Below are 19,307 nucleotides of genomic sequence, written 5' to 3'. Positions count from 1 at the left end.
GTGATCCTCGATGATGCAATGATGCAGTGCAGTAGTGAGAAATCGCTGCATTTTTTCTGCGATCGGCCACTTTATGCTGTTCCCATCGTTATCAACAAGCGCCGACGCTGGCGCAAGGGAATATCATGAGCGACTCAACATCACGTTCTCCCTGGCTGCCGATCTGGGCCGGGCTGTGTGCCAGCCTGGTAGGTATCGGCCTGGCGCGTTTTGCCTATACACCGCTGATTCCGGCGCTGATCGGCGCGCATTGGTTCGACAGTTCGGCGGTGGTCTACCTCGGTGCTGCCAACCTTGCCGGCTATCTGATCGGCGCCCTCGTCGGCAGGCCATTGACTGCACGCTGGTCGAGTGCATCAGTGCTGCGCTGCATGATGCTCTGTGTCAGCCTGGCGTTCCTGGCGTGTGCTTGGCCGCTGTCGGTGAGCTGGTATTTCGGCTGGCGGTTACTGTCCGGGGTGGCTGGCGGGGTGATCATGGTACTGGCGGCCAGCGCAATCCTGCCCCATGTCGCGGCCTCGCGGCGTGGGCTGGCCAGTGGCGCGATCTTTCTCGGCATCGGTCTGGGTATCGCCGGTGCCGCGAGCCTGGTGCCTTGGCTGCTGGGCAAGGGCTTGCAGCAGACCTGGCTTGGGCTGGCCCTGCTGTCGCTGCTGCTGACCCTCACCAGCTGGGCTGGTTGGCCGGCCGAGCCCGAGTATGCGCAGGTTACGCAGACGAAGCAGCAAGCGGTTGCCTCGCCTGCCATCCTTGTTCTCTTCAGTCAGTACGCGCTCATGGCAACAGCTCTGGTGGCACCGATGATGTTCCTGGTGGACTACATCAGCCGTGGTCTTGGCGCGGGTACACATGCCGGGGCCGTGATCTGGGGGCTGTATGGCCTGGGGGCAATTGCCGGGCCGGTGGCTTACGGGCTGATGGCCGACCACCTGGGGGCACGTGCCGGCATTCGCCTGGTGTTGCTGGCGCAACTGGCAGCCTTGGCGGTGCTGCTGGTTAGCCGTGACTTGCGCCTGCTCGGCGCCGCCGCACTGTTGATTGGTTCGTTCCCGCCGGGCATCGTGCCGCTGGCGCTGGCCAGGGTGCACCAACTGGTCGATGGCCATGCCCGGCAGAATGCGACCTGGAGCAGGGCGACGGTATCGTTCGCCAGTTTTCAGGCCATTGCAGGTTACGCTTATTCAGCACTGTTTGCTGCCAATGGCGGCCATTACACCGTACTGTTCGCCGTAGCCGCTGGCGCGGTGCTGCTGGCGCTGTTGATTGATCTGCTGCCCAAAGAGCGTCAAGCCATGTCGCTGATTGCGAACTCCTCTGCCAAGTGATCGATCAGCGCCCGCACCGATGGCAGCAGCCCGCGGCGCGATGGGAAGATCGCATGCACAATGCCGCAACGCGGGTGCCAGTCTGGAATCAGCTCAACCAGACGTCCTGCCGCCAGGTCCTCACGCACCGCCACCCGCGGCAAGTGTGCGATCCCCACTCCGGCTACCACGAAGTGTCGCAGGGCAAACAGGTCGTCGGTCACCATGCGCGGCGTATGCGGGATGACAATGCTGCGGCTGCTGTCCTCGCCCTGGAACAGCTCCCATTGGTATTCGCGCTGGGCGCTGCCCCAGTGCAGGCTCGGCAGCGTGCCGAGCATCCGTGGGTCGAAGCTTTCGCCCAGCTGCTCAAGGTACTGCGGCTGACCCACCAGGCACTGGGTACTGTTGCTGAGCACTTTCATCACCATGTCGGTGTTCTCCAGCGGCGGAAAGCGCACCCGCAGTGCGATGTCGAAGCCCTCATGCAGCAGGTCGACACGGCGGTTGGTACTTTCGATGAACAGCTCCACCTGCGGGTACTTGAGCATGTAGCGGGTCAGCATCGGCCCGACCCAGGAATTGAGCAGGGTGGTCGGGCAACTGATACGCACCAGCCCGCGGGGTTCGCTGCGGTTGCGCTCGATGATCTCCGCCGCGCCTTCGGCCTCTACGCGCATGGCCAGGCAGCGGTTGTAGTAGGCCTGGCCGATCTCGGTCAGCGAGCAGTGGCGGCTGGTGCGGTGCAGCAGCCGCACGCCCAGGCGGTCCTCAAGGTCAGCGATACGCCGGCTGAGTTTTGATTTGGGCATGTCCAGCGCCCGCCCGGCGGGGGCGAAGCCACCGTGCTCCACGACCTGGGTGAAGTAGTAGAGAGAGTTGAGGTCTTCCAATGATCGGTCTCCGGTTATCTGTTGGCCTGTACCCGCGAAGGGGCCGGCAAAACCAACGCCAATCCATCGTTCATAAATCGGAACGCTAAAGCCAGATTCTGCTAACTACCGCCGCAAAGGTGATGATTTTAATCTGTGCCCATCAACGCGAAACACCCCGGATTGCTGAAAAATTCATAACCCTTAGGAGCACAGACCATGAGCAAATTCACCTACAACCGCCTGAACAAAGACGACGCTGCCGTACTGCTGGTCGACCACCAAGCTGGGCTGCTGTCGCTGGTGCGCGACATCGAACCGGACAAGTTCAAGAACAACGTGCTGGCGCTGGCTGACCTGGCCAAGTTCTTCAACCTGCCGACCATCCTCACCACCAGCTTCGAGCAAGGCCCTAACGGCCCGCTGGTGCCGGAACTGAAAGCCCTGTTCCCTGATGCCCCGTACATCGCCCGCCCTGGCCAGATCAACGCCTGGGACAACGAGGATTTCGTCAAGGCGGTGAAGGCGACCGGCAAGAAGCAACTGATCATTGCCGGTGTTGTGACCGAGGTTTGCGTGGCGTTCCCGGCGCTGTCGGCCTTGGAGGAAGAATTTGACGTGTTCGTGGTGACTGATGCTTCCGGCACTTTCAACGAAATGACCCGCGATGCTGCCCATGACCGCATGAGCCAGGCGGGTGCCCAACTGATGACCTGGTTCGGCGTGGCCTGCGAGCTGCACCGCGACTGGCGCAACGATGTCGAAGGGCTGGCTGCACTTTGCTCCAACCACATTCCGGATTATCGCAACCTGATGACCAGCTATAACGCGCTGACTGCGGGTAAGTAATCAACCATCAGCAACGCGCACAAAGGCCGGCTCTCTCTGTAGAGAGCCGGCCTTTTTTGTTTGTTGTACCGGCCTCTTCGCGGGCAAGCCCGCGAAAGGGCCGGTACAGGCGATTCAGTTCATGGGCTGTGACTCAATCCCATCCAGCAATGCCTCCACCAACCCTTCTGCCATTTCGAGTGCGTTCAGGTTGCTCCAGAACAGGCTCTTGCCTGTGTCATCCAGATGCTCCAAGGCTTTGTAGCCACAGTCGTAGGCGCCGCGCAGGTACTGGGCGACATGCACCAGGGCATCGTGGGCCGAGACGTCGGGGTTTACGGTGAACAATGGGGGATGGCCGGCATCGCAGCGGCTGAAAGAGCGTTGTGTGGTGTTGGGGAGGGGTGGATCGGGGACGATTCTTTTCATGGCAATTCCTTCTCCAGGATTGAACTGCAACCACCCGTTTCCACGCAGAAGGCGGCAGTTGTGCGCGGGGTGGAAAACCGGTGAGAAGGCAAGCCGGTAGGCCAAACGGCCTCACGCGCACAACTGCCATAACGGCAGCCCTTCATCACATCCGGGTTTCCACACCCGATCGCTGAACCGACAGCGACCCGGTTAGCCTAGAGAGCAGGCCTTCCCCGGACAATCAGACGGGCGTCGACACGGTGTGTAGGATAAATCCTTGGGATTGGCGTGAACGTAGGAAATGGTTCGCGGGGAAGTAGGACCCAGCTGAGAATTGACGATTTTGTGATGGTTTTTGTGTGTTCGTGTAACGGCAGCGAGGTGATCGTCAGGAGGTTGCAGGATGGCCTCCAGGTGCCTGGCGGGAGTTTTTGGGCGCCCATGAGATCGAGCGCCGCCCGCGCGGCGCATCGCGAGCTGCGCTCGCTCCTACGTTTGTTTCGGGCCAGTTATGCCTGTGACAGGCGCGCGCGACCGCCTTGTTGGTATGACGCGATATCGCGCCATGCGCCAAGGCGTACGCGCGCAAATCCCACAGGAATGATTGGCCCGAAACAAACGTAGGAGCGAGCGCAGCTCGCGATGCGCCGCGCGGGCGGCGCTCGGTCTCACAGGCGCCATAGTTCTTATGGCATGCGCCACCCGGGCGGCGCCCGATCTCACAGGCACTACAACCCTCAAGACATGCGCCACAAGCCCTCAATCCGTATCCGAATCAAACAACCTTTCCAGCTCCACCCGCGCCTCCTTGGCCGTCTGCATCACCTTGGCCCGGTCATCACGCACTTGCCCCTGGGCCTCCAGCACCTCTTCGTCATGCTGGGTGAACCGCGCAATGCGGTCCGCCGCCTGTTCATCGCTCAGGCCCAACCCCACCAGCGCCCGGCGCGTCATTTCCAGGCTGGAGTAGAACGTTTCGCGAATCGGCTCGGCACCCACATCCACCAACTTGTGCACATGCTGGCGGTTACGCGCCCGGGCCAGCACCTTCAGGTGTGGGTACAGGCGCTTCACCCGTTCGGCGGTATGAATGGCGGCTTCTGGGTCATCAATGGTGATGATGAAATACTCCGCTTCACCCACCTTGGCGGCGTGCAGCACCTCCGGGCGCAGCGGGTCGCCGTAGAACACTGGCACCTGTTCGAACATGCGGGTCATCTCGATCGTGTCCACCGAGGTTTCCAGGGCAATGAACGGGATTTTCTGTGCCCGCAGGATGCGCGCGACGATCTGGCCCATGCGGCCCATGCCGACGATCACCACCCGTGGCGTATCCGTGCGGATCTGCTTGTACTGCTCGGGTACCTCCCGCGCCGGCTGTGGGCGCTTGAGGGCGCGGGCGCAGCCAATCATCAGCAGCGGGGTAATGGCCATCGACAGGGTGATGGTCATCAGCAGCAGGTCGTAGGTCTGGGTGTCGAACAGGCCCTGGTCCTTGCCCAGCTTGAACACCACGAAAGCGAACTCGCCACCGGCCGCCAGCACCATGCCCAGGCGCAGCGCGCTGGCGCCGCTCAGGCCTCCCGCCAGGCGGCCGACGCCCACCAGCAGTACCAGCTTCACCGCCACCAGCAGCAGGGTCAGGCCCAGCACCACCAGTGGCATTTCCAGCAGCAGGCGCAAGTTGGCCCCCATGCCGACACTGATGAAGAACAACCCGAGCAGCAGGCCCTTGAATGGCTCGATCTGTGACTCCAGCTCGTGGCGGTATTCCGAGTCGGCCAGCAGCAGGCCGGCGAGGAAGGCACCCAGAGCCATGGAGATGCCAGCTTCTTCCATCAGCCAGGCGGTGCCGATCACTACCAGCAGCGCGGTGGCGGTAGACACTTCCGGCAGGCCGGTGCGGGCAACGGTGCGGAACACCGGGCGCAGCAGGTAGCGGCCGCCGATGATTACCACGGCGATGCTGGCGAATACCTTCAAGCCGTGTTGCAGGCTGTCGCCGTGGCTGGTGTCCGGGCCGCTGGCGGCCAGCAGTGGTACCAGAGCGATCAGCGGAATGGCGGCAATGTCCTGGAACAGCAGGATGGCGAACGCCAGGCGGCCGTGCGGTGCATTGAGCTGCTTGCTCTCAGCCAGGCTCTGCAGGCCGAGGGCGGTGGATGACAGCGCCAGGCCCAGGCCGAGCACGATGGCTGCCGGGAGCGTCTGGCTGAAACCGAACAGGGCAATGGCACCGATCAGCGCGCCGGTCAGCAGCACCTGGGCCGTGCCAACGCCGAACACCGACTTGCGCATCAGCCACAGGCGCTTGGGCGACAACTCCAGGCCAATGATGAACAGCAGCAGGACCACGCCCAGCTCGGAAATGTGCGCCACGCTTTCGGTATCGCGGATCAGGCCGAGTGCTTGCGGGCCGATGACCACGCCGGCCAGCAGGTAACCGAGCACCGCGCCCAGTTGCAGGCGCTTTGCCAGGGGGACGGCGAGGACTGCGGCGAGCAGAAAGATCACCGCGGTTTGCAGAAGGCTGCCTTCGTGTGGCATTGGCTCGTACTCCATGAGCTGCCGGGGCAGCGTTCGAACAGTTTGACGGACAATTCTGAGGGGCGGGTCGGCGCCAGACAATCGTCTGACGGGAAGAAACATTGTCCTGATCAGGGTGACAATCGGTGCCGTCTATTACCTGTAGCCGCAGGCGCGCTTGCGGTAAGGCAGCGCTAGTCCGACTGTTCACCGCCACCAAACTGCGCCCGATACTGCGCTGGCGTCATGCCAATCCGCTCGCAGAATACCTTGCGCATGTGCCGGTCACTGCCGAACCCACACTGCGCCGCCACCACCTTCATCGGCAGGTCACCGCATTCGAGCAGCTTGCGCGCGCGATCGATGCGCGCATTCTGCAGGTACTGCAGCGGTGTAATGCCCACCTCACGCTGAAACGTCCTGGCAAAGTTGCGCCCGCTCATGGCCACCAGGTCGGCCATCTTCTGCACGGTGAACGCCTGCTCGATATGGTCGACGATGTATGCCTGCACCCGGGCAATCGGTGAATCATCGCGTGGTATCGCCGCCAGCAGTGGCCCATAGGGTGTCTGCCCACCCTGGCGATGGCGGGCGACCAGCAGTACCTTGGCCACTTCCAGGGCCAGCGCCTTGCCGTGGTCTTCAGCGACCACCGCCAATGCCAGGTCGATGCCTGCGGTGATTCCGCCCGAGGTGATCAGGCAGCGGTCGATGACATAGATCTGCTCGGTTTCTACCTTGGCCTCGGGAAACGCCTGCGCCAGGCGCTCGACGTAGTTCCAGTGAGTGGTGCAGCGATAGCCATCCAGCAGCCCCGCCCTGCCCAGCAGGAACACCCCGGTACAGATTGCACCAAAGCGTCTGGCACTGCGCACCGCCTGCGGCAGCCAACGCTCCAGCCCAGGTAGGGCGACGTCATAGGCGCCTGGGCCGCCCGGTACCAGCAACAGATCCACGCCTTCGGGCAATGCCTCCAGGCGCAGGTCGGCCAGGACGGTCAGGCCGCACGAGCCGCGGATCGCCTGATTGTTCTCGGCTACGGTGAGCAATCGGTACCGTTTGTCTTCAGGCAAGAACCGGTTGGCAATGGCAAAGGCGTCCATTGGCCCGGTCACGTCCAGCAACAGCACATCGTTGAACAGCACCATGGCCACGGTCCGATGAGCGCGATTTTCCTGCATACCTCATAACCCCAAGTGTCCTGAGCACGCATCTTAGGGCAGCTCTGCACGATTAAGAACAATTCAGCTTTGGCTCAGGACTTTGTCATGAGCCGCGGGCGAGACTTTTCTCACTGAACAGGAGAGTCGTCATGCCCCCTGGGACACCCCAACCACCGCTGCAAGCCCCTGGTGCGTTGACGCCAGCGCGCTTGCGCCAGGCCAAGGAGCTGATGCTGCGCAGCTCGCTGTCGATCATCGAGATCGCTGGCGTGTGCAACCTCACCCGCAGCCATTTCTCCCGCGCCTTCAAGGTCAATACCGGCCTATCGCCCCAGGCGTGGCGCCTGCTGGCACGTATGGAAAAGGCCAAGCGCCTGCTCGCGACCGAGGCGCCGATCACCCACGTCAGCCTGGAGTGCGGCTTTTGCGACCAGGCCCATTTCACCCGCGCCTTCAGCCGCCTGGTCGGCCAACCGCCGAACGCCTGGCGCCAGGCGCACGCCATTCCTTAAGCCGAAGCTATCCTCTGGTATACCCCCTTGCGGGCAGTGCCGGCCGCTTTCCCAACCCAAGGAGTCACCCCGATGAGCCAACCCGATTACAAGCGCCTGAACAAAGACGACGCCGTGGTCCTGCTGGTGGATCACCAGACCGGCCTGATCTCGCTGGTGCAGGACTTCTCACCCAACGAATTCAAGAACAACGTGTTGGCCCTGGGCGACCTTGCCAAGTTCTTCGGCCTGCCAACCATCCTCACCACCAGCTTCGAGCAGGGCCCGAACGGCCCGCTGGTACCCGAGCTGAAAGAGATGTTCCCGGACGCCCCCTACATCGCCCGCCCTGGCCAGATCAACGCGTGGGATAACGAAGACTTCGTCAAGGCGATCAAGGCCACTGGCCGCAAGCAGCTGATCATCGCCGGCGTGGTCACCGACGTGTGCGTGGCGTTCCCGACCCTGTCGGCGCTGGCGGAGGGTTTTGAAGTATTCGTGGTCACCGATGCCTCGGGCACCTTCAACGAAACCGTGCAGCAGGCGGCGTGGGTGCGCATGACCCAGGCGGGCGCGCAGATGATGAACTGGTTCTCGGTGGCGTGTGAGCTGCACCGCGACTGGCGCAACGACATCGAAGGGCTGGGCAACCTGCTGTCGCAGCGTATCCCCAACTACCGCAACCTGATGAACAGCTACGCGGCGTTGACCTCACGGTGATTCAACCCTGCGCCGGCCGCTTTGCGGTCTTTTCCGCGAACAGGCCGGCCCAGGCTACGAATGACTCACCGGCAGACTGAAACGAATCCGGCATCCACCCAGCTCCGACACCAGCGCCTGCAACTCTCCACCATGGGCCTGCACCACCGAACTGCAAATCGCCAGCCCCATGCCCATGCCACTGCTCTTGGTGGTGTAGAACGCCCCGAATACCCGTTCCCGTTCCTCGGGCGCAATCCCCGGCCCGTTGTCGTCCACGCAGATCTCCACCCGCTCTCCAGCCTGTGCCGAGGCAATCCGCAGCACACCATTGCTGCGATACCCTGCCAACGCCTCCAGGCCATTGGTAATCAAGTTGAACACCAGCTGCTGCAACTGCACCGGGTCGGCCATCACGCTGACCCCTGCCTGTAGCTGCGTCTGCACGTCCACTGCACCTCTGGCGGCATCGGCCGATGTCAAACGCACGACCTCGCGGATCAGCTCGTCCAGCTTCACTGCCTTCAGTTGCATCGGTGACTGCCGGGCCAGCGAGCGCAGCGCCCGCACGATGTTAGCGGCACGCTCACTGTCATTGCGGATGTCCTCCAGGCCGGCAATCGCTTCTTCCAGGTCGGGCGTCGCGCGTTTCAGCCAACGCAGGCTGGCAGCGGCATTGGCGGTGATGCCCAGCAGCGGTTGGCTGATCTCATGGGCAATCGAGGCCGACAGCTCGTTCATCACTTGCAGGTGCGCCGTGCGCGCGAGCTCTGCACGCGAGTGGCGCAGTTCCGCCTCCATCTGCGCGCGGCTCTGGTTGTCTTCGGCCAGGCGTGTATAGAACTTGGCCGTCTGCAGCGACACCGCTGCCTGCGATGCAAGGATTTCCAGCATGGCCAGGCGCTGGCTGCCGAACAGGTTGGGCACCAGCCGGTTTTCCAGGTACACCAGGCCGATCAGCACCCCCTGGATCACCAGAGGCAGGCACAGTACCGAGCGAGCGTTGCGTAAGTTCAGTTCCTGGCGAAAAGCCTCGGGGCAATCGCTTTGGGCATCATTGAGCAGCAGTGGCTTGCGCGTGCGCATGGTGGTGTTGATGACCGACAGCGGTGCCTGGGTCATGAATTTCTGGCAGTTGTCCATGCTCACATGCAGCCCGGCATCGTCGATGAACGCAAGGGCGGCCATCTGGAATTCGGCGCCACTGACGATCAGCAACGCACCATGGTCGGCGCCGGAATGCTGGGTCAGGTTGCCCATCAGGCTTTCGATCAGGCCCTCGAGCAGCACCTCTTCGGACAACGCCCGTGCGGCTTGGATACCGGCCTCAAGGTCTAGCCTGGCCTGGTGGGTGGCACGCTGGGTCTCCTGAATTGGCTGGGTCCGCAGAAACGGGTGGAGTGTTTCCAGTTGGTGCACCTTGCCGGTTGCGCCCCAGATATGAAAGCAGTCCCGCGCGATGCGCAGGTGCAGGTTGGCGCCAGAAATCAGGCCGCTGGGGATGCACACTTCAGCCAGTTGCTCGTGGGCCAGCGCCTGTTCATGGATGAAACCGGCGGCGGTGGCGGCGATCTGCGCCTGGTCGAAGCAGCGGATGGCTGCCAGCCCGTCGCCCTCGAGCTTGGCGATGACCCCTTCGATCAGCAGCAGCTTGTTGCGGAACGTGACCGGGTTGAAGCCTGCCCAGTGCACGAAGCGCTCACGCAGGGCCTGCAGCTCACGCAGCTTGTCGACAAGGCAGCCGGGGGCCTCAGGGCTGCCCAGGACCAAGCCGCGGAACAGGTGAAAGTCGGCCAGGTTGATATGCGCCGGTGCGGCCCAGGTGTAATCGCCTGCCAGGGTCAGGTTGCGCATGGCCTGCGGGTGGTTGCCCAGGTAGAAGGCGCACATGCCGGCAAACAGGTGCTGGAAGAACCGTGTGGTGGGCGAGTTCGAGGGCGCAGTTGAAACCGGGCAGGGCATGCCGCCGAGGCTGGCAACGAACGCTTGCTGGGCCAGCAGGATCTGTTCGACATCGCGGTAGCCGTGGCGGCGCACGGTAGCCAGGCCTTGTGCTATTTCATCGTCCACCTCCGGCAGGTAGCGGCCCATGATCAACGAGTCGGAAACCAGGTGGTTACAGGCTTGGCAGCTCATCGCCAGGTCACCGCTCAGGTGCGCCGAGTCGACAGCCTCCAGGGCTGTGCGGCGGGCCAATTCCATGGGCGAAGTCCAGGCGCTGACCTGGTCCAGGGCGAGGAGGGCGCTGCTCAGGTCTGCCTCCAGACCGTGGCGCTCGATCAGTTTGAGCGCCGCCAGGCAGCATGCGTGGCCGTCGTGGTAGGTGCCGAAGCGTTCGGCGCACAGCACCCCGTACCAGGCCAGGCCGTAGGCACTGCCTGGGGCAACACCGTGCAACAGCGAAAGCTCCATGAGCTTGGCCAGGTGCAGGAAGCACAGGTCGTCCTGCACCAGGAATGAGCACGACAGGGTGGCCAGCAAACCCATTGCCAAGGCCACTTCTTCCGACTCGGTGCGGGGCAGCGACTCCAGGCAGTGACGGCCTTTTTGCTCGATCAAGGCTTGCACGCGGGCATGGCTGGCAGCCACCTGTTGCGGGTCATGGCCCGGCGCCAGGCAGATACCCAGCATCTGCAGGCCGGACAGCGCGCTGTCAATGGCTGCCTGATAGTCGCCCCGCAGAGTATCAAGGCGAGCCTGCAGCTGGCACACCCTGGCCCGCTCCAGCATCGAGCCTGCGCGCTGGCGGCATTCGCCCAGCCGGGCCTCGGCGGCGGCCATGCGCGACAGCTGCAGCTCGCACTCCGCCGCCATGCTGGCGATGGCAAAGCCAAGCGTGGCGCGGTTTTCCAGCGTGCTGCCGTGGTCAAGCAGTTGTTCGGCCGTGCGCAGATACCCGGCTGCCTGCTCATGGGCGCCGCTGTCACGCGCACGCAGTGCGGCTTCGGGTAAAAGCTGCAGGAAGACTGCGCTGTCATCCGCGGCAAACCCGCGTGGGCTGGCGCGTTGCAGCTGGTGGGCGATCTCGAACGGCAGCTCATGCACACGTTCTGGCCAGGCCCGGAGCATGGCCAGGGCAATGCGCGCATGCAGCGATTCGCGCTCGTGCACCGGCGTCAGTTGATAAGCCGCTTCCATGACCCGGTCATGAACGAAGCCCAGGCCGTCCTGGCTCGACAGCAGAAAACCCGCGCCAATCAGAGCCTGCAACGGATCGCCCAGGGGTTTTGCGAGGACCAGCTGCAACACGCTTTCATCACATCGACTGCCCGCTGCGCTGGCAACGCGCAGCACGTCGCGCTGCGGCGCGGGCAGGCGTGCCAGGCGGTGGATCATCAGGTCTGCGACATTGTCGGAGTAGCGGTGCCGGGCCACTGCCTTCAGGCACCATGACCAGCGCATGGCCTGGGTATCGAAGGTGAACAGCTGGTCCTCGACCATGGCCCAGAGAATCTGGTGGATGAAGAATGGGTTGCCTGCCGTTTTGGCATGTACCTGCTCGGCCAGTTGCCACGCCGGGCCGGGGTCGACGTGATAGCGTTCCACGATCAGCTCGGCCACTGCACCCACGGCCAAGGGGCGCAGGTTAAGGGTGGTGCTGCGCACCGAGGTGGGGACGGCAAGTGGCGCGTTGCTGGCGTTGCCGTCATTGTGCCGGGCAAAGATCAGCAGCAGGTTATCGGGCATGTTGGCCAACAGTTGTGCCAGCAACTGCCGAGAGGCGTCATCGACCCACTGCGTGTCATCGAGGAACAGCACCAGCGGCAGGCCAGGGCGGCTGAACACTTGGAGGAATTCCACGACTGCGCGCAGTTCTTTCTGCAATGCCAGGCGCGTGGGTTTGGCTGGTAGGTCAGGCAATGGGCCGACAACCAGTTGCAGGTCTGGCGCCAGCTTGCCAAGCAAGCGGCCGTGGCCTTTGATGCGGCGCAGGATGTCACGCCGCAGGGTGTCGAGATCCTGGCTGTTCTTGGCCAGCAGTTGGGTGGTCAGCGCGCCGAGGATTCCCACCCAGGGCGCGTAGGGTGCAGCCTGGGTCAGGCTGTTGCATTTGCCGACGGCCCAATACCCTTCGGCATTGGCCTTGAGTGCCGCCTCGACCAGGCTCGACTTGCCCATGCCGGCGGCGCCGTTGATATGCAACACTTGTGGCTTGCTGTCGCGGCGCATGCCCTTGAGCAGCAGGGCGATGGCCTTCTGTTCTGCACTGCGGCCATACAGGCGGCTGTCATTGGCGGCAACCGGGTCGGCGCAGCCTGGCTCGAAAGCCGCCATGTACCCGCTGTCAGCCCATTGCCGCTGGCAGTAGGCCAAGTCCACCGCCAGCGCGTGGGCGCTCTGGTAGCGGGCGCCCGGCTCTTTGGCCAGGGCCTTGCTCAACACTCTGCTCAGTGGCTGCGGCACCTTGCTGTCCACTTCGCAGGCCGCCCTTGGCTGTACACCGGCATGTAACTGGCGCCAGTGCTGGGTGTCGCGCCCTGCTAGCGGCAGCTCGCCGAGCAGCAGCTGGTAGAGAATTGCACCCAGCGCATAAATATCACTTCGCTGGTCGCTGCTGCTGCCGTGCGGGCAGACTTGTTCGGGGGCCAGGTAGGTCCAGTTACCGAGAGGGGTGCCCTGTTCGCTGATCAGCTGCGTGGGGGTAGCGCGGAAGCAGCCCAACCGCACCCGCTGGTTACCCTGCAAATACACATGTGCTGGCTGAAGGGCACCGTGAAGCACATTGCGTTTGTGGGCATGGGCCAATGCAGTCGCAGCGTTCACCGCGATGTCGAGAAATGGCTCAAGGGCCAGCGGGCCTTCGGCTAGCAGGTCAGCGATGCAGTGGCCGGCCGGGTACACCAAGAGTGGGCCTTCGGCTGAACGCACGAACGCGCAGGGGATTACGGCCCATTGCGGGTCCAGCTCCAGCCGGTAGTCGCGCTCCAGGCGCTGACAGGCGGAGGGGGCCTCAAGCGGCGCGCGCACTGCGACCCAGGTTTGCTGGGTAGCGGGGTCGCACAGACGAAAGTAGCTGAGCTCGCCTTCCTGCCCCAATGCAGTGATGTCGCAGCGGCTCAGCCAGCCCTCGTCGACGGACTGATCGTAATCCAAAGGCCTGTGGGCAAGGCGTTCATCAAGCATATGGCACCCCCTGCTAGCGACATCCCGAGCCGCGAGTATACGCAGGGGGCCCAGTGCGGACGCGGGTTACAGCCCGCTTGGCAGGAACGGGGACGCTGTTGTCCGTTATCGCCCCCTGGCCTGTGCCTGGCGCTTGTATAGTGCAGTGGCCAACCTATCCCTCGGGATAATTGTCTGAGCGCGTATGCTGGCCTAGGCTGCCCGGGGCTGCGCAAACGCTCACGCCCATGCGAGGAAGCCATGATCCGAATAGGCAATGCCCAGGTGTCGCTGGAGCGGCGAGAAGTGTTTCTCGATGGCAAGCCGATGCTGCTGGGCGGTCGAGCTTTCGAGGTGCTGGCCACGCTGATCAGGGCCAAGGGCCGGGTGGTTGGCAAGGACGAGTTGTTCAGCCAGGTGTGGGCCGGCACGGTGGTCGAGGACAACAACCTGCAGGTGCAGGTGTCTTTGCTCCGCAAGGCGTTTGGTGACCGTGGGCTGATCCAGACTGTGCCACGGCGCGGCTATCGTCTGGCCGCCGAGATCAGCTTTGATGCGCCTGGCCGTGCCCATGAGCACTTGCCGTTGTGGAGTGGCGTCGACACGCCAGAGCCATCAGGCCACAGCCTGGACGTGCCGGTGCTGGTGGTGGACGACGACCCTTCGGTACGCACGGCGTTGGGCCGCCTGCTGCGCTCGCAGGATATTCCGCACCATCTGTTTGCCAGTGCCGAGGCGTTGTTCGAGGCTCGCCTCGCAACCCCCTATGCCTGCTTGTTGCTGGACATGCACCTGCCCGATACCACCGGGCTCGAAGTGCAGCAAGCGCTGCGCCAGCTGGCCTTGCCTTGGCCGATCGTGTTCATGACCGGCTTCGGCACCATTCCGATGACCGTGCAGGCCATGCGCGCCGGCGCCGTGGAGTTCCTGACCAAGCCCTTTGACGAAGACCAGTTGCTGACGCTGCTGCAGGCTGTGCGCCTGCGTGCCGTGGCCGATGGGCGCAAATGGCGCCACGTGCGGCAGGTAGAGGAGAAGTACCAGCGCCTGACCCCGCGTGAGCGCCAGGTGTTCTCGCTGGTGGTCGATGGCCTTTCGCACAAGCAGATTGCCAGGCAGATTGGCACCAGCGAGGTGACCACCAAAGTGCACAAGAAGAACATCATGAACAAGATGCAGTCCCGCTCGCTGGTGGAGTTGGTCGCCATGCACAACGTGCTTGGTGTACAGCCCGAGGGCCTGGCCGGCGCATGAGCAGATGGGTATGCATCGTCGATGACGATGCTTCGGTGCGCAAAAGCCTGGCCAACTTGCTGCGCTCGGCCGGGTTCGAGACCTTGTCGTTCGCTGGCGGAGAGGTGTTCCTGGCCTCTGAGCTGGCGCGGCAGGCGGGTTGCGTGTTGCTCGATCTGAAGATGTCGGGAATGAACGGGCTGGAGGTGCAGCGCGAGCTCGCGCGGCTGCAGTGGGCGTTGCCGGTGATCTGCATGTCGGCGCATTGGGATGATGGCGCGGTGCGTACAGCAACGGGCCAAGGGGCGCAGGCCTGTCTGGGCAAGCCGTTTTCCGAAGAGGTGCTGCTGAAGGCGGTTGAAGAGGCTTTGGCTGGCGGCCAGTAATGTGCCTGTACGCCTTGACCGCCATCGCCTAGCTGCTCCCCGGCCGGTACTGCAGGGCCTCGGCCAGGTGCGCCCGGCCGATCGCAGCGCACCCCTCCAGATCCGCCAGTGTCCGCGCCACCTTCAACAACCGGTGCGCTGCTCGTAACGACAAGGTCAATCGCTCGCACGCACCCTCCAGCCAGACTTGGTCCGCTGGTGCCAAGCCACAATGGCGCCGCAACCCTTCAAGGTCGAGAAATGCATTCGCACACCCTTGTCGCCTGTGCTGCAGCTCCCGCGCTTCAGCCACCCTGACGGCGACATCGGCACTGGTTTCCCCGCATGGCTGGTTGTTCAACGTGGTGGTCTCACGAGCCACGGTCAGGTGCAGGTCGATGCGGTCCAGCAGTGGCCCGGACAGTTTGTTGCGATAGCGTGCGATCTGCTCGGTGCTGCAGCGGCAGCGGCCAGTGGGGTCGCCCAGGTAGCCGCAAGGGCAGGGGTTCATCGCCGCCACCAGCTGGAAGCGCGCGGGGAAACGCACCTTGTCGCGGGCTCGGGCAATTACGATTTCACCTGACTCCAGTGGCTCGCGCAGCACTTCCAGCACGCGCCGTTCAAACTCCGGAAGCTCGTCGAGAAACAACACGCCGTGATGGGCGAGTGTGATTTCTCCTGGTTGCGGTCGGCTGCTGCCACCGACCAGCGCGGGGCCGGAGGCAGAGTGATGGGGGTGGCGAAAGGGTCGCTGTGGCCAGCTGTTCAGCGGCGCATTACCGCTGACCGACTGGATGGCTGCCACTTCCAGCGCTTCGTGTTCGTCCAGCGGTGGCAGCAGCCCGGGCAGGCGGCTGGCGAGCAAGGTCTTGCCGGTGCCGGGCGGCCCGGTGAACAACAGGTTGTGCGCCCCGGCCGCAGCCAGCAGCAAGGCGCGCTTGGCTGCCAGTTGGCCCTGTACTTCGCTCAGGTCCGGGTAGGGGCGTTGCTGCAGGATCAGACCGTTGGCGGCGTAGGGCGGCAACGGCACCTGGCCGTTCAGGTGTGCGACCAGCTCCAACAGGTGACCCACCGCATACACCACCAGCCCACCCGCCAAGCTGGCTTCCTCGGCATTTTCCCGTGGTACCACCAGCGCCCGGCCTGCTTCGCGCGCGGCCAGTGCGGCAGGGAGCACACCCTGGACCGGGCGCAATTTCCCCGAAAGCGCCAGTTCGCCCAGGCATTCCATATCGGCCAGGGTGGCAATCGGCACCTGGCCATCGGCGGCGAGGATGCCCAGGGCAATGGCCAGGTCATATCGGCCGCCATCCTTGGGCAGGTCGGCGGGGGCGAGGTTCTGGGTAATGCGTCGTTGCGGGTAGTTCAGCCCGGAGTTGACGATGGCGCTGCGCACCCGGTCCTTGCTTTCCTTGACCGTGGTTTCCGGCAAGCCGACGAGGGTGAGATGGGGCAAACCATTGGTCAGGTGGGTTTCGACGCTGACCGCCGGTGCCTGCACGCCTACCTGGGCGCGGCTGTGGACGAGGGCTAGGGACATGAACACTCCGTTGTTGCTGGAAAATGCCGCTTCCTGCGGCTGGGCAAAGAATAGCCAGTGCTGCCATGGCAGGCGCTAGAAGTGTGCGTCGTGGTTTTACAGGGCTGGTTTTTCTCCTGTGTTTCATGCGGTTCGGCAAAAAAATCCAGTAGGTTTTGCGCAGGTACCCGCTCTGGCTTTGCGTTATGGGCAAATTGCCTTGCGCCGGAGTTATCAGCTTGCGGTGTTCGGCAAGCCTGTCGCGGTCGAGGAAGGAAATTTGAAACGCTATCTACTTAATGATTTACGCCGTTATGCCCCAGCTTTTTCATCGTGTGAGTGCCGGAGCTTGACGAACGAATGAGCTCATTAGGGCTTGGCCGCACCGAACACCCCGCTCATCTGGTTAATGCGTTTCGGTACTGGAGCACAGTTCCATCAGTCGCAGGCTAGCTTCTGCTATGGCACTCGTGCTCGAGTCTGATGATTAAAATTCGGCCCTTTTCTGTATAGAGCCACTCCGAGACACTTAACTGCATACCATCTTATAAATGTTTTGCAGGTCTTCGTAAGGCCCGCATAAACGAATCGTATCTTTGCCGTATTCAATATTTATAATTTCACTTTTGCATTTATGGAATATGCTGAATTTGTTTTTATTTTTCGAAAATCCTCCGCTGCCATTTTTACAAAACCCCATTTTTACCAAGCCATTCTGTACCGAGGTGAGTTCTATTTCGGCTGGTAAGTCGAGCTTTGAGAATGCATTGTCGTAATACATTTTCTTCCAGGTCACCGCTAAGAAACCCAATGTTCCACTGCCTGCAGCCCCAACTAAGATTTCACGGGTAAGGCCGAAAATCGCTAATAAATAAAAAATTAGGAGAGTCGCCAAAAAAGCCACGATCAGTTTCTCACCAAGCGCTAAGGCCTTCATCGGGTCGTACTTGATCTGGGCTAGCAATTTCACCCTAGTTAACGTGGTGGTCATATTGTCTATTTCCATGGTGCGGTGTTCGTAACTTTATAGATATGTTTATTCAAGCTCATTTTTTGCAAGTGTTGCACGCCGTGACACGACTGAAAAGATTGGATGGCTATGTGATTTTTCGATACTACCGAATAGTGACTTGAGGTTCAAGAAGCTTTGCGCCACAGATCGACCCGATTACTCAGCTACCATTGGTTTGCGGAAAGAATGATGTACCGGAAAATCCGGCAGGATCCCAAGCATTGGCAGCGCCTTCGACAGCGTTGTAAGCCGTTCCACCTCCTATAGCGCCTGGTGCACTATTAATGTAACGAGATCCAGAGGGCTTTATAATAGAGCTGTAAATCCCACACAAAATCGCCATGCAACCGGGGTCGGACAGTGATGGATTGAGAAATAACACCGAGCAGACTGCGACTTGCTGAAATTCGCAATTCTGCAAAATTTCGTGCAGTCGGGAAGTTGGCCGGGTACCTTGCGAGTTGAAGTGGTCATGTGTACAGTGACGGTCGTAATTGTTATTGGTCTGCACCAAGCCAAGGTGCAATGAGAAACGTTAGATTGAAGTCATCCTCTTTAGGCTACAACTAAACCGCGTCGTATTGGTATCCTACAGGCGTAGGGGTTGCCAAAATTTATTCTGTTGGCAGTATAGGCTCGGTTGCTGCTGGTTTTGCATGCGCTGGCTGTTGCATGGCTGATGTGGCTAGCAGAATCGCAAGTTCGGTTCTGCTTTTCACCCTCAGTTTTTTGAATAACGAAGAAACATGGTCTCTTACCGTATTGTGGCTAATGCCTAAGTCAAGACCTATCTGTTTGTTGGTTTTGCCTTGGCCTACTAGGCGCATGACGTCGCGCTCTCTCTCAGTAATATTCAAAATGTGTCCTTGCGTGTGCTGAAAATGGCTAGTGCGCTAGCCGCCGAAGGCTATCGGCGCCCATCCATGCTTACATGGAAACCAGCGAATCCAATAAGGATTTGAATATAAAATGTATTGCAGTGTGTTAGAGGGGTTTCTCAGAGGTGGAGGTGCGTGAGTGACAGACAAGGCGTCTTTGTTTCGGCCCGAAGCGATCGCCGCACGGGTAATAAACTGGCTCGATGAAATTGTGCTGATTCGTCCTGTTTCGTTCAGCATGCTCACTTTTATTGCGGTGCTGCTCGCTGCGATGGTAGTGGTCTTATTTATTTATGAAAGCTATACCAAACGGAGCACAGTAGTGGGTCAGCTTGTCCCTTCTTCCGAGTTAATCAGGGTCCACTCCCCACAACATGGTGTTGTGCTCGAGCGCTTTGTCGAAGAAGGGCATAAGGTTGATCGAGGTGCGCCACTGTTCAGATTATCCAGCGAACGCTTCAGCGAATCCCGCCTCGAACAGGCCAGTGCCAGCGAAAAACTTTTACAACGTCGTTGCTCGTTAAACGATGAACTCATCAAGCAAGAGCAGTTGCAGGCCGAGGATAGGCTAAGCCTGCAGAGCAAGTTGGCAAGCCTGCACCGGGAGCAGGCCACACTAGCGCACCGGTGAGATGGGGCTAGCCATTGGTCAGGTGGGTTTCGACGCTGACCGCCGGTGCCTGCACGCCTACCTGGGCGCGGCTGTGGACGAGGGCTAGGGACATGAACACTCCGTTGTTGCTGAAAAATGCCGCTTCCTGCGGCTGGGCAAAGAATAGCCAGTGCTGCCATGGCAGGCGCTAGAAGTGTGCGTCGTGGTTTTACAGAGCAGGGTTTTCTCCTGTGTTTTTCATCCTTGAAGCAAAAAATGGATCCAATATTCTTTGCGCAGGTACCTGCTAT

15 protein-coding genes and 1 pseudogene are annotated in these 19,307 nt (G+C 61.6%); 7 read left to right on the top strand and 9 right to left on the bottom strand.

Features of this window, described 5'->3' with window-relative positions; all coding sequences use genetic code 11:
• Positions 1-125: 125 nt before the first annotated feature.
• Complete coding sequence (locus DMX11_RS04355; RefSeq protein ID WP_110743385.1) at positions 126-1,325, top strand: YbfB/YjiJ family MFS transporter; 1,200 nt, start codon at positions 126-128, stop codon at positions 1,323-1,325.
• On the opposite strand, the gene DMX11_RS04350 is transcribed toward DMX11_RS04355, so the two are convergent.
• Positions 1,286-2,197, bottom strand: coding sequence for a LysR substrate-binding domain-containing protein (locus tag DMX11_RS04350; RefSeq protein WP_110743384.1), 912 nt, complete (start codon positions 2,195-2,197; stop codon positions 1,286-1,288). The two genes, DMX11_RS04355 and DMX11_RS04350, sit on opposite strands and share 40 nt — an antisense overlap.
• Before the next feature lie 198 nt (positions 2,198-2,395).
• Between DMX11_RS04350 and ycaC (DMX11_RS04345) the strand changes: the two genes are divergently transcribed.
• Positions 2,396-3,025 (top strand): isochorismate family cysteine hydrolase YcaC, encoded by a 630-nt coding sequence (gene ycaC, locus DMX11_RS04345; RefSeq protein WP_012274792.1) that lies wholly within the window; start codon positions 2,396-2,398, stop codon positions 3,023-3,025.
• A 114-nt stretch (positions 3,026-3,139) separates the two neighbouring features.
• On the opposite strand, the gene DMX11_RS04340 is transcribed toward ycaC (DMX11_RS04345), so the two are convergent.
• From DMX11_RS04340 to DMX11_RS04330, 3 genes are all read right to left on the bottom strand, one after another.
• A complete protein-coding gene (locus DMX11_RS04340) occupies positions 3,140-3,433 on the bottom strand; it encodes a hypothetical protein (RefSeq protein WP_110743383.1) in 294 nt (97 codons plus the stop codon).
• A 741-nt stretch (positions 3,434-4,174) separates the two neighbouring features.
• Positions 4,175-5,962 carry a monovalent cation:proton antiporter-2 (CPA2) family protein gene (locus tag DMX11_RS04335; RefSeq protein ID WP_110743382.1) on the bottom strand — a complete coding sequence of 596 codons (1,788 nt, stop codon included), beginning with the start codon at positions 5,960-5,962 and terminating at the stop codon, positions 4,175-4,177.
• 173 nt (positions 5,963-6,135) lie between these two features.
• Positions 6,136-7,122 (bottom strand): GlxA family transcriptional regulator, encoded by a 987-nt coding sequence (locus tag DMX11_RS04330; RefSeq protein WP_110743381.1) that lies wholly within the window; start codon positions 7,120-7,122, stop codon positions 6,136-6,138.
• A gap of 131 nt (positions 7,123-7,253) precedes the next feature.
• Between DMX11_RS04330 and DMX11_RS04325 the strand changes: the two genes are divergently transcribed.
• A complete protein-coding gene (locus DMX11_RS04325) occupies positions 7,254-7,616 on the top strand; it encodes an AraC family transcriptional regulator (RefSeq protein WP_110743380.1) in 363 nt (120 codons plus the stop codon).
• Between the two features lie 72 nt (positions 7,617-7,688).
• Positions 7,689-8,315: an isochorismate family cysteine hydrolase YcaC gene (ycaC, locus tag DMX11_RS04320; protein WP_060498171.1), complete on the top strand. Its 627-nt coding sequence runs from the start codon at positions 7,689-7,691 to the stop codon at positions 8,313-8,315.
• A gap of 54 nt (positions 8,316-8,369) precedes the next feature.
• Here the strand turns inward: ycaC (DMX11_RS04320) and DMX11_RS04315 are convergent, their stop codons facing one another.
• Positions 8,370-13,418: an ATP-binding sensor histidine kinase gene (locus DMX11_RS04315; protein ID WP_110743379.1), complete on the bottom strand. Its 5,049-nt coding sequence runs from the start codon at positions 13,416-13,418 to the stop codon at positions 8,370-8,372.
• A gap of 240 nt (positions 13,419-13,658) precedes the next feature.
• Here DMX11_RS04315 and DMX11_RS04310 point away from each other — a divergent pair, with 240 nt between their 5' ends.
• Together DMX11_RS04310 and DMX11_RS04305 are read left to right on the top strand one after the other, a co-directional pair.
• Positions 13,659-14,651: a response regulator gene (locus DMX11_RS04310; protein WP_110743378.1), complete on the top strand. Its 993-nt coding sequence runs from the start codon at positions 13,659-13,661 to the stop codon at positions 14,649-14,651.
• The gene (locus tag DMX11_RS04305) at positions 14,648-15,016 is read left to right on the top strand and encodes a response regulator transcription factor (protein WP_110743377.1); all 369 of its coding nucleotides are present in this window, start codon (positions 14,648-14,650) and stop codon (positions 15,014-15,016) included. The genes DMX11_RS04310 and DMX11_RS04305 overlap by 4 nt, the downstream gene beginning before the upstream one ends.
• A gap of 28 nt (positions 15,017-15,044) precedes the next feature.
• On the opposite strand, the gene DMX11_RS04300 is transcribed toward DMX11_RS04305, so the two are convergent.
• The 3 genes from DMX11_RS04300 to DMX11_RS04290 all read right to left on the bottom strand — a co-directional run bounded on the left by DMX11_RS04300 (position 15,045) and on the right by DMX11_RS04290 (position 18,383).
• Positions 15,045-16,535 carry a YifB family Mg chelatase-like AAA ATPase gene (locus DMX11_RS04300; protein WP_110743376.1) on the bottom strand — a complete coding sequence of 497 codons (1,491 nt, stop codon included), beginning with the start codon at positions 16,533-16,535 and terminating at the stop codon, positions 15,045-15,047.
• 508 nt (positions 16,536-17,043) lie between these two features.
• Positions 17,044-17,505 (bottom strand): hypothetical protein, encoded by a 462-nt coding sequence (locus DMX11_RS04295; protein ID WP_110743375.1) that lies wholly within the window; start codon positions 17,503-17,505, stop codon positions 17,044-17,046.
• A gap of 635 nt (positions 17,506-18,140) precedes the next feature.
• The gene (locus tag DMX11_RS04290) at positions 18,141-18,383 is read right to left on the bottom strand and encodes a response regulator transcription factor (RefSeq protein WP_256590498.1); all 243 of its coding nucleotides are present in this window, start codon (positions 18,381-18,383) and stop codon (positions 18,141-18,143) included.
• Between the two features lie 160 nt (positions 18,384-18,543).
• Here DMX11_RS04290 and DMX11_RS04285 point away from each other — a divergent pair, with 160 nt between their 5' ends.
• Entirely contained in the window at positions 18,544-19,035 is a 492-nt protein-coding gene (locus tag DMX11_RS04285) for a hypothetical protein (RefSeq protein WP_110743374.1), read from the top strand.
• 10 nt (positions 19,036-19,045) lie between these two features.
• Here the strand turns inward: DMX11_RS04285 and DMX11_RS26365 are convergent.
• Positions 19,046-19,129: pseudogene (locus DMX11_RS26365) on the bottom strand (magnesium chelatase); the annotation flags it as partial.
• Positions 19,130-19,307 lie beyond the last annotated feature (178 nt).

This window comes from Pseudomonas sp. LB-090624 (assembly GCF_003205205.1).
Taxonomy (GTDB): Bacteria; Pseudomonadota; Gammaproteobacteria; order Pseudomonadales; family Pseudomonadaceae; genus Aquipseudomonas.
The sequence above is the reverse complement of the archived record's forward strand: the minus strand, read 5'-3'. Positions and strand labels throughout refer to the sequence as shown.

Excerpts from the sequence above, each read along its gene's own strand:
- DMX11_RS04305 (WP_110743377.1), top strand. The coding sequence starts at position 14,648 with ATGAGCAGATGGGTATGCATCGTCGATGACGATGCTTCGGTGCGCAAA.
- DMX11_RS04340 (WP_110743383.1), bottom strand. The coding sequence starts at position 3,433 with ATGAAAAGAATCGTCCCCGATCCACCCCTCCCCAACACCACACAACGC.
- DMX11_RS04335 (WP_110743382.1), bottom strand. The coding sequence starts at position 5,962 with ATGCCACACGAAGGCAGCCTTCTGCAAACCGCGGTGATCTTTCTGCTC.
- ycaC (WP_012274792.1), top strand. The coding sequence starts at position 2,396 with ATGAGCAAATTCACCTACAACCGCCTGAACAAAGACGACGCTGCCGTA.
- ycaC (WP_060498171.1), top strand. The coding sequence starts at position 7,689 with ATGAGCCAACCCGATTACAAGCGCCTGAACAAAGACGACGCCGTGGTC.
- DMX11_RS04355 (WP_110743385.1), top strand. The coding sequence starts at position 126 with ATGAGCGACTCAACATCACGTTCTCCCTGGCTGCCGATCTGGGCCGGG.
- DMX11_RS04330 (WP_110743381.1), bottom strand. The coding sequence starts at position 7,122 with ATGCAGGAAAATCGCGCTCATCGGACCGTGGCCATGGTGCTGTTCAAC.
- DMX11_RS04325 (WP_110743380.1), top strand. The coding sequence starts at position 7,254 with ATGCCCCCTGGGACACCCCAACCACCGCTGCAAGCCCCTGGTGCGTTG.
- DMX11_RS04310 (WP_110743378.1), top strand. The coding sequence starts at position 13,659 with ATGATCCGAATAGGCAATGCCCAGGTGTCGCTGGAGCGGCGAGAAGTG.
- DMX11_RS04315 (WP_110743379.1), bottom strand. The coding sequence starts at position 13,418 with ATGCTTGATGAACGCCTTGCCCACAGGCCTTTGGATTACGATCAGTCC.
- DMX11_RS04295 (WP_110743375.1), bottom strand. The coding sequence starts at position 17,505 with ATGACCACCACGTTAACTAGGGTGAAATTGCTAGCCCAGATCAAGTAC.
- DMX11_RS04300 (WP_110743376.1), bottom strand. The coding sequence starts at position 16,535 with ATGTCCCTAGCCCTCGTCCACAGCCGCGCCCAGGTAGGCGTGCAGGCA.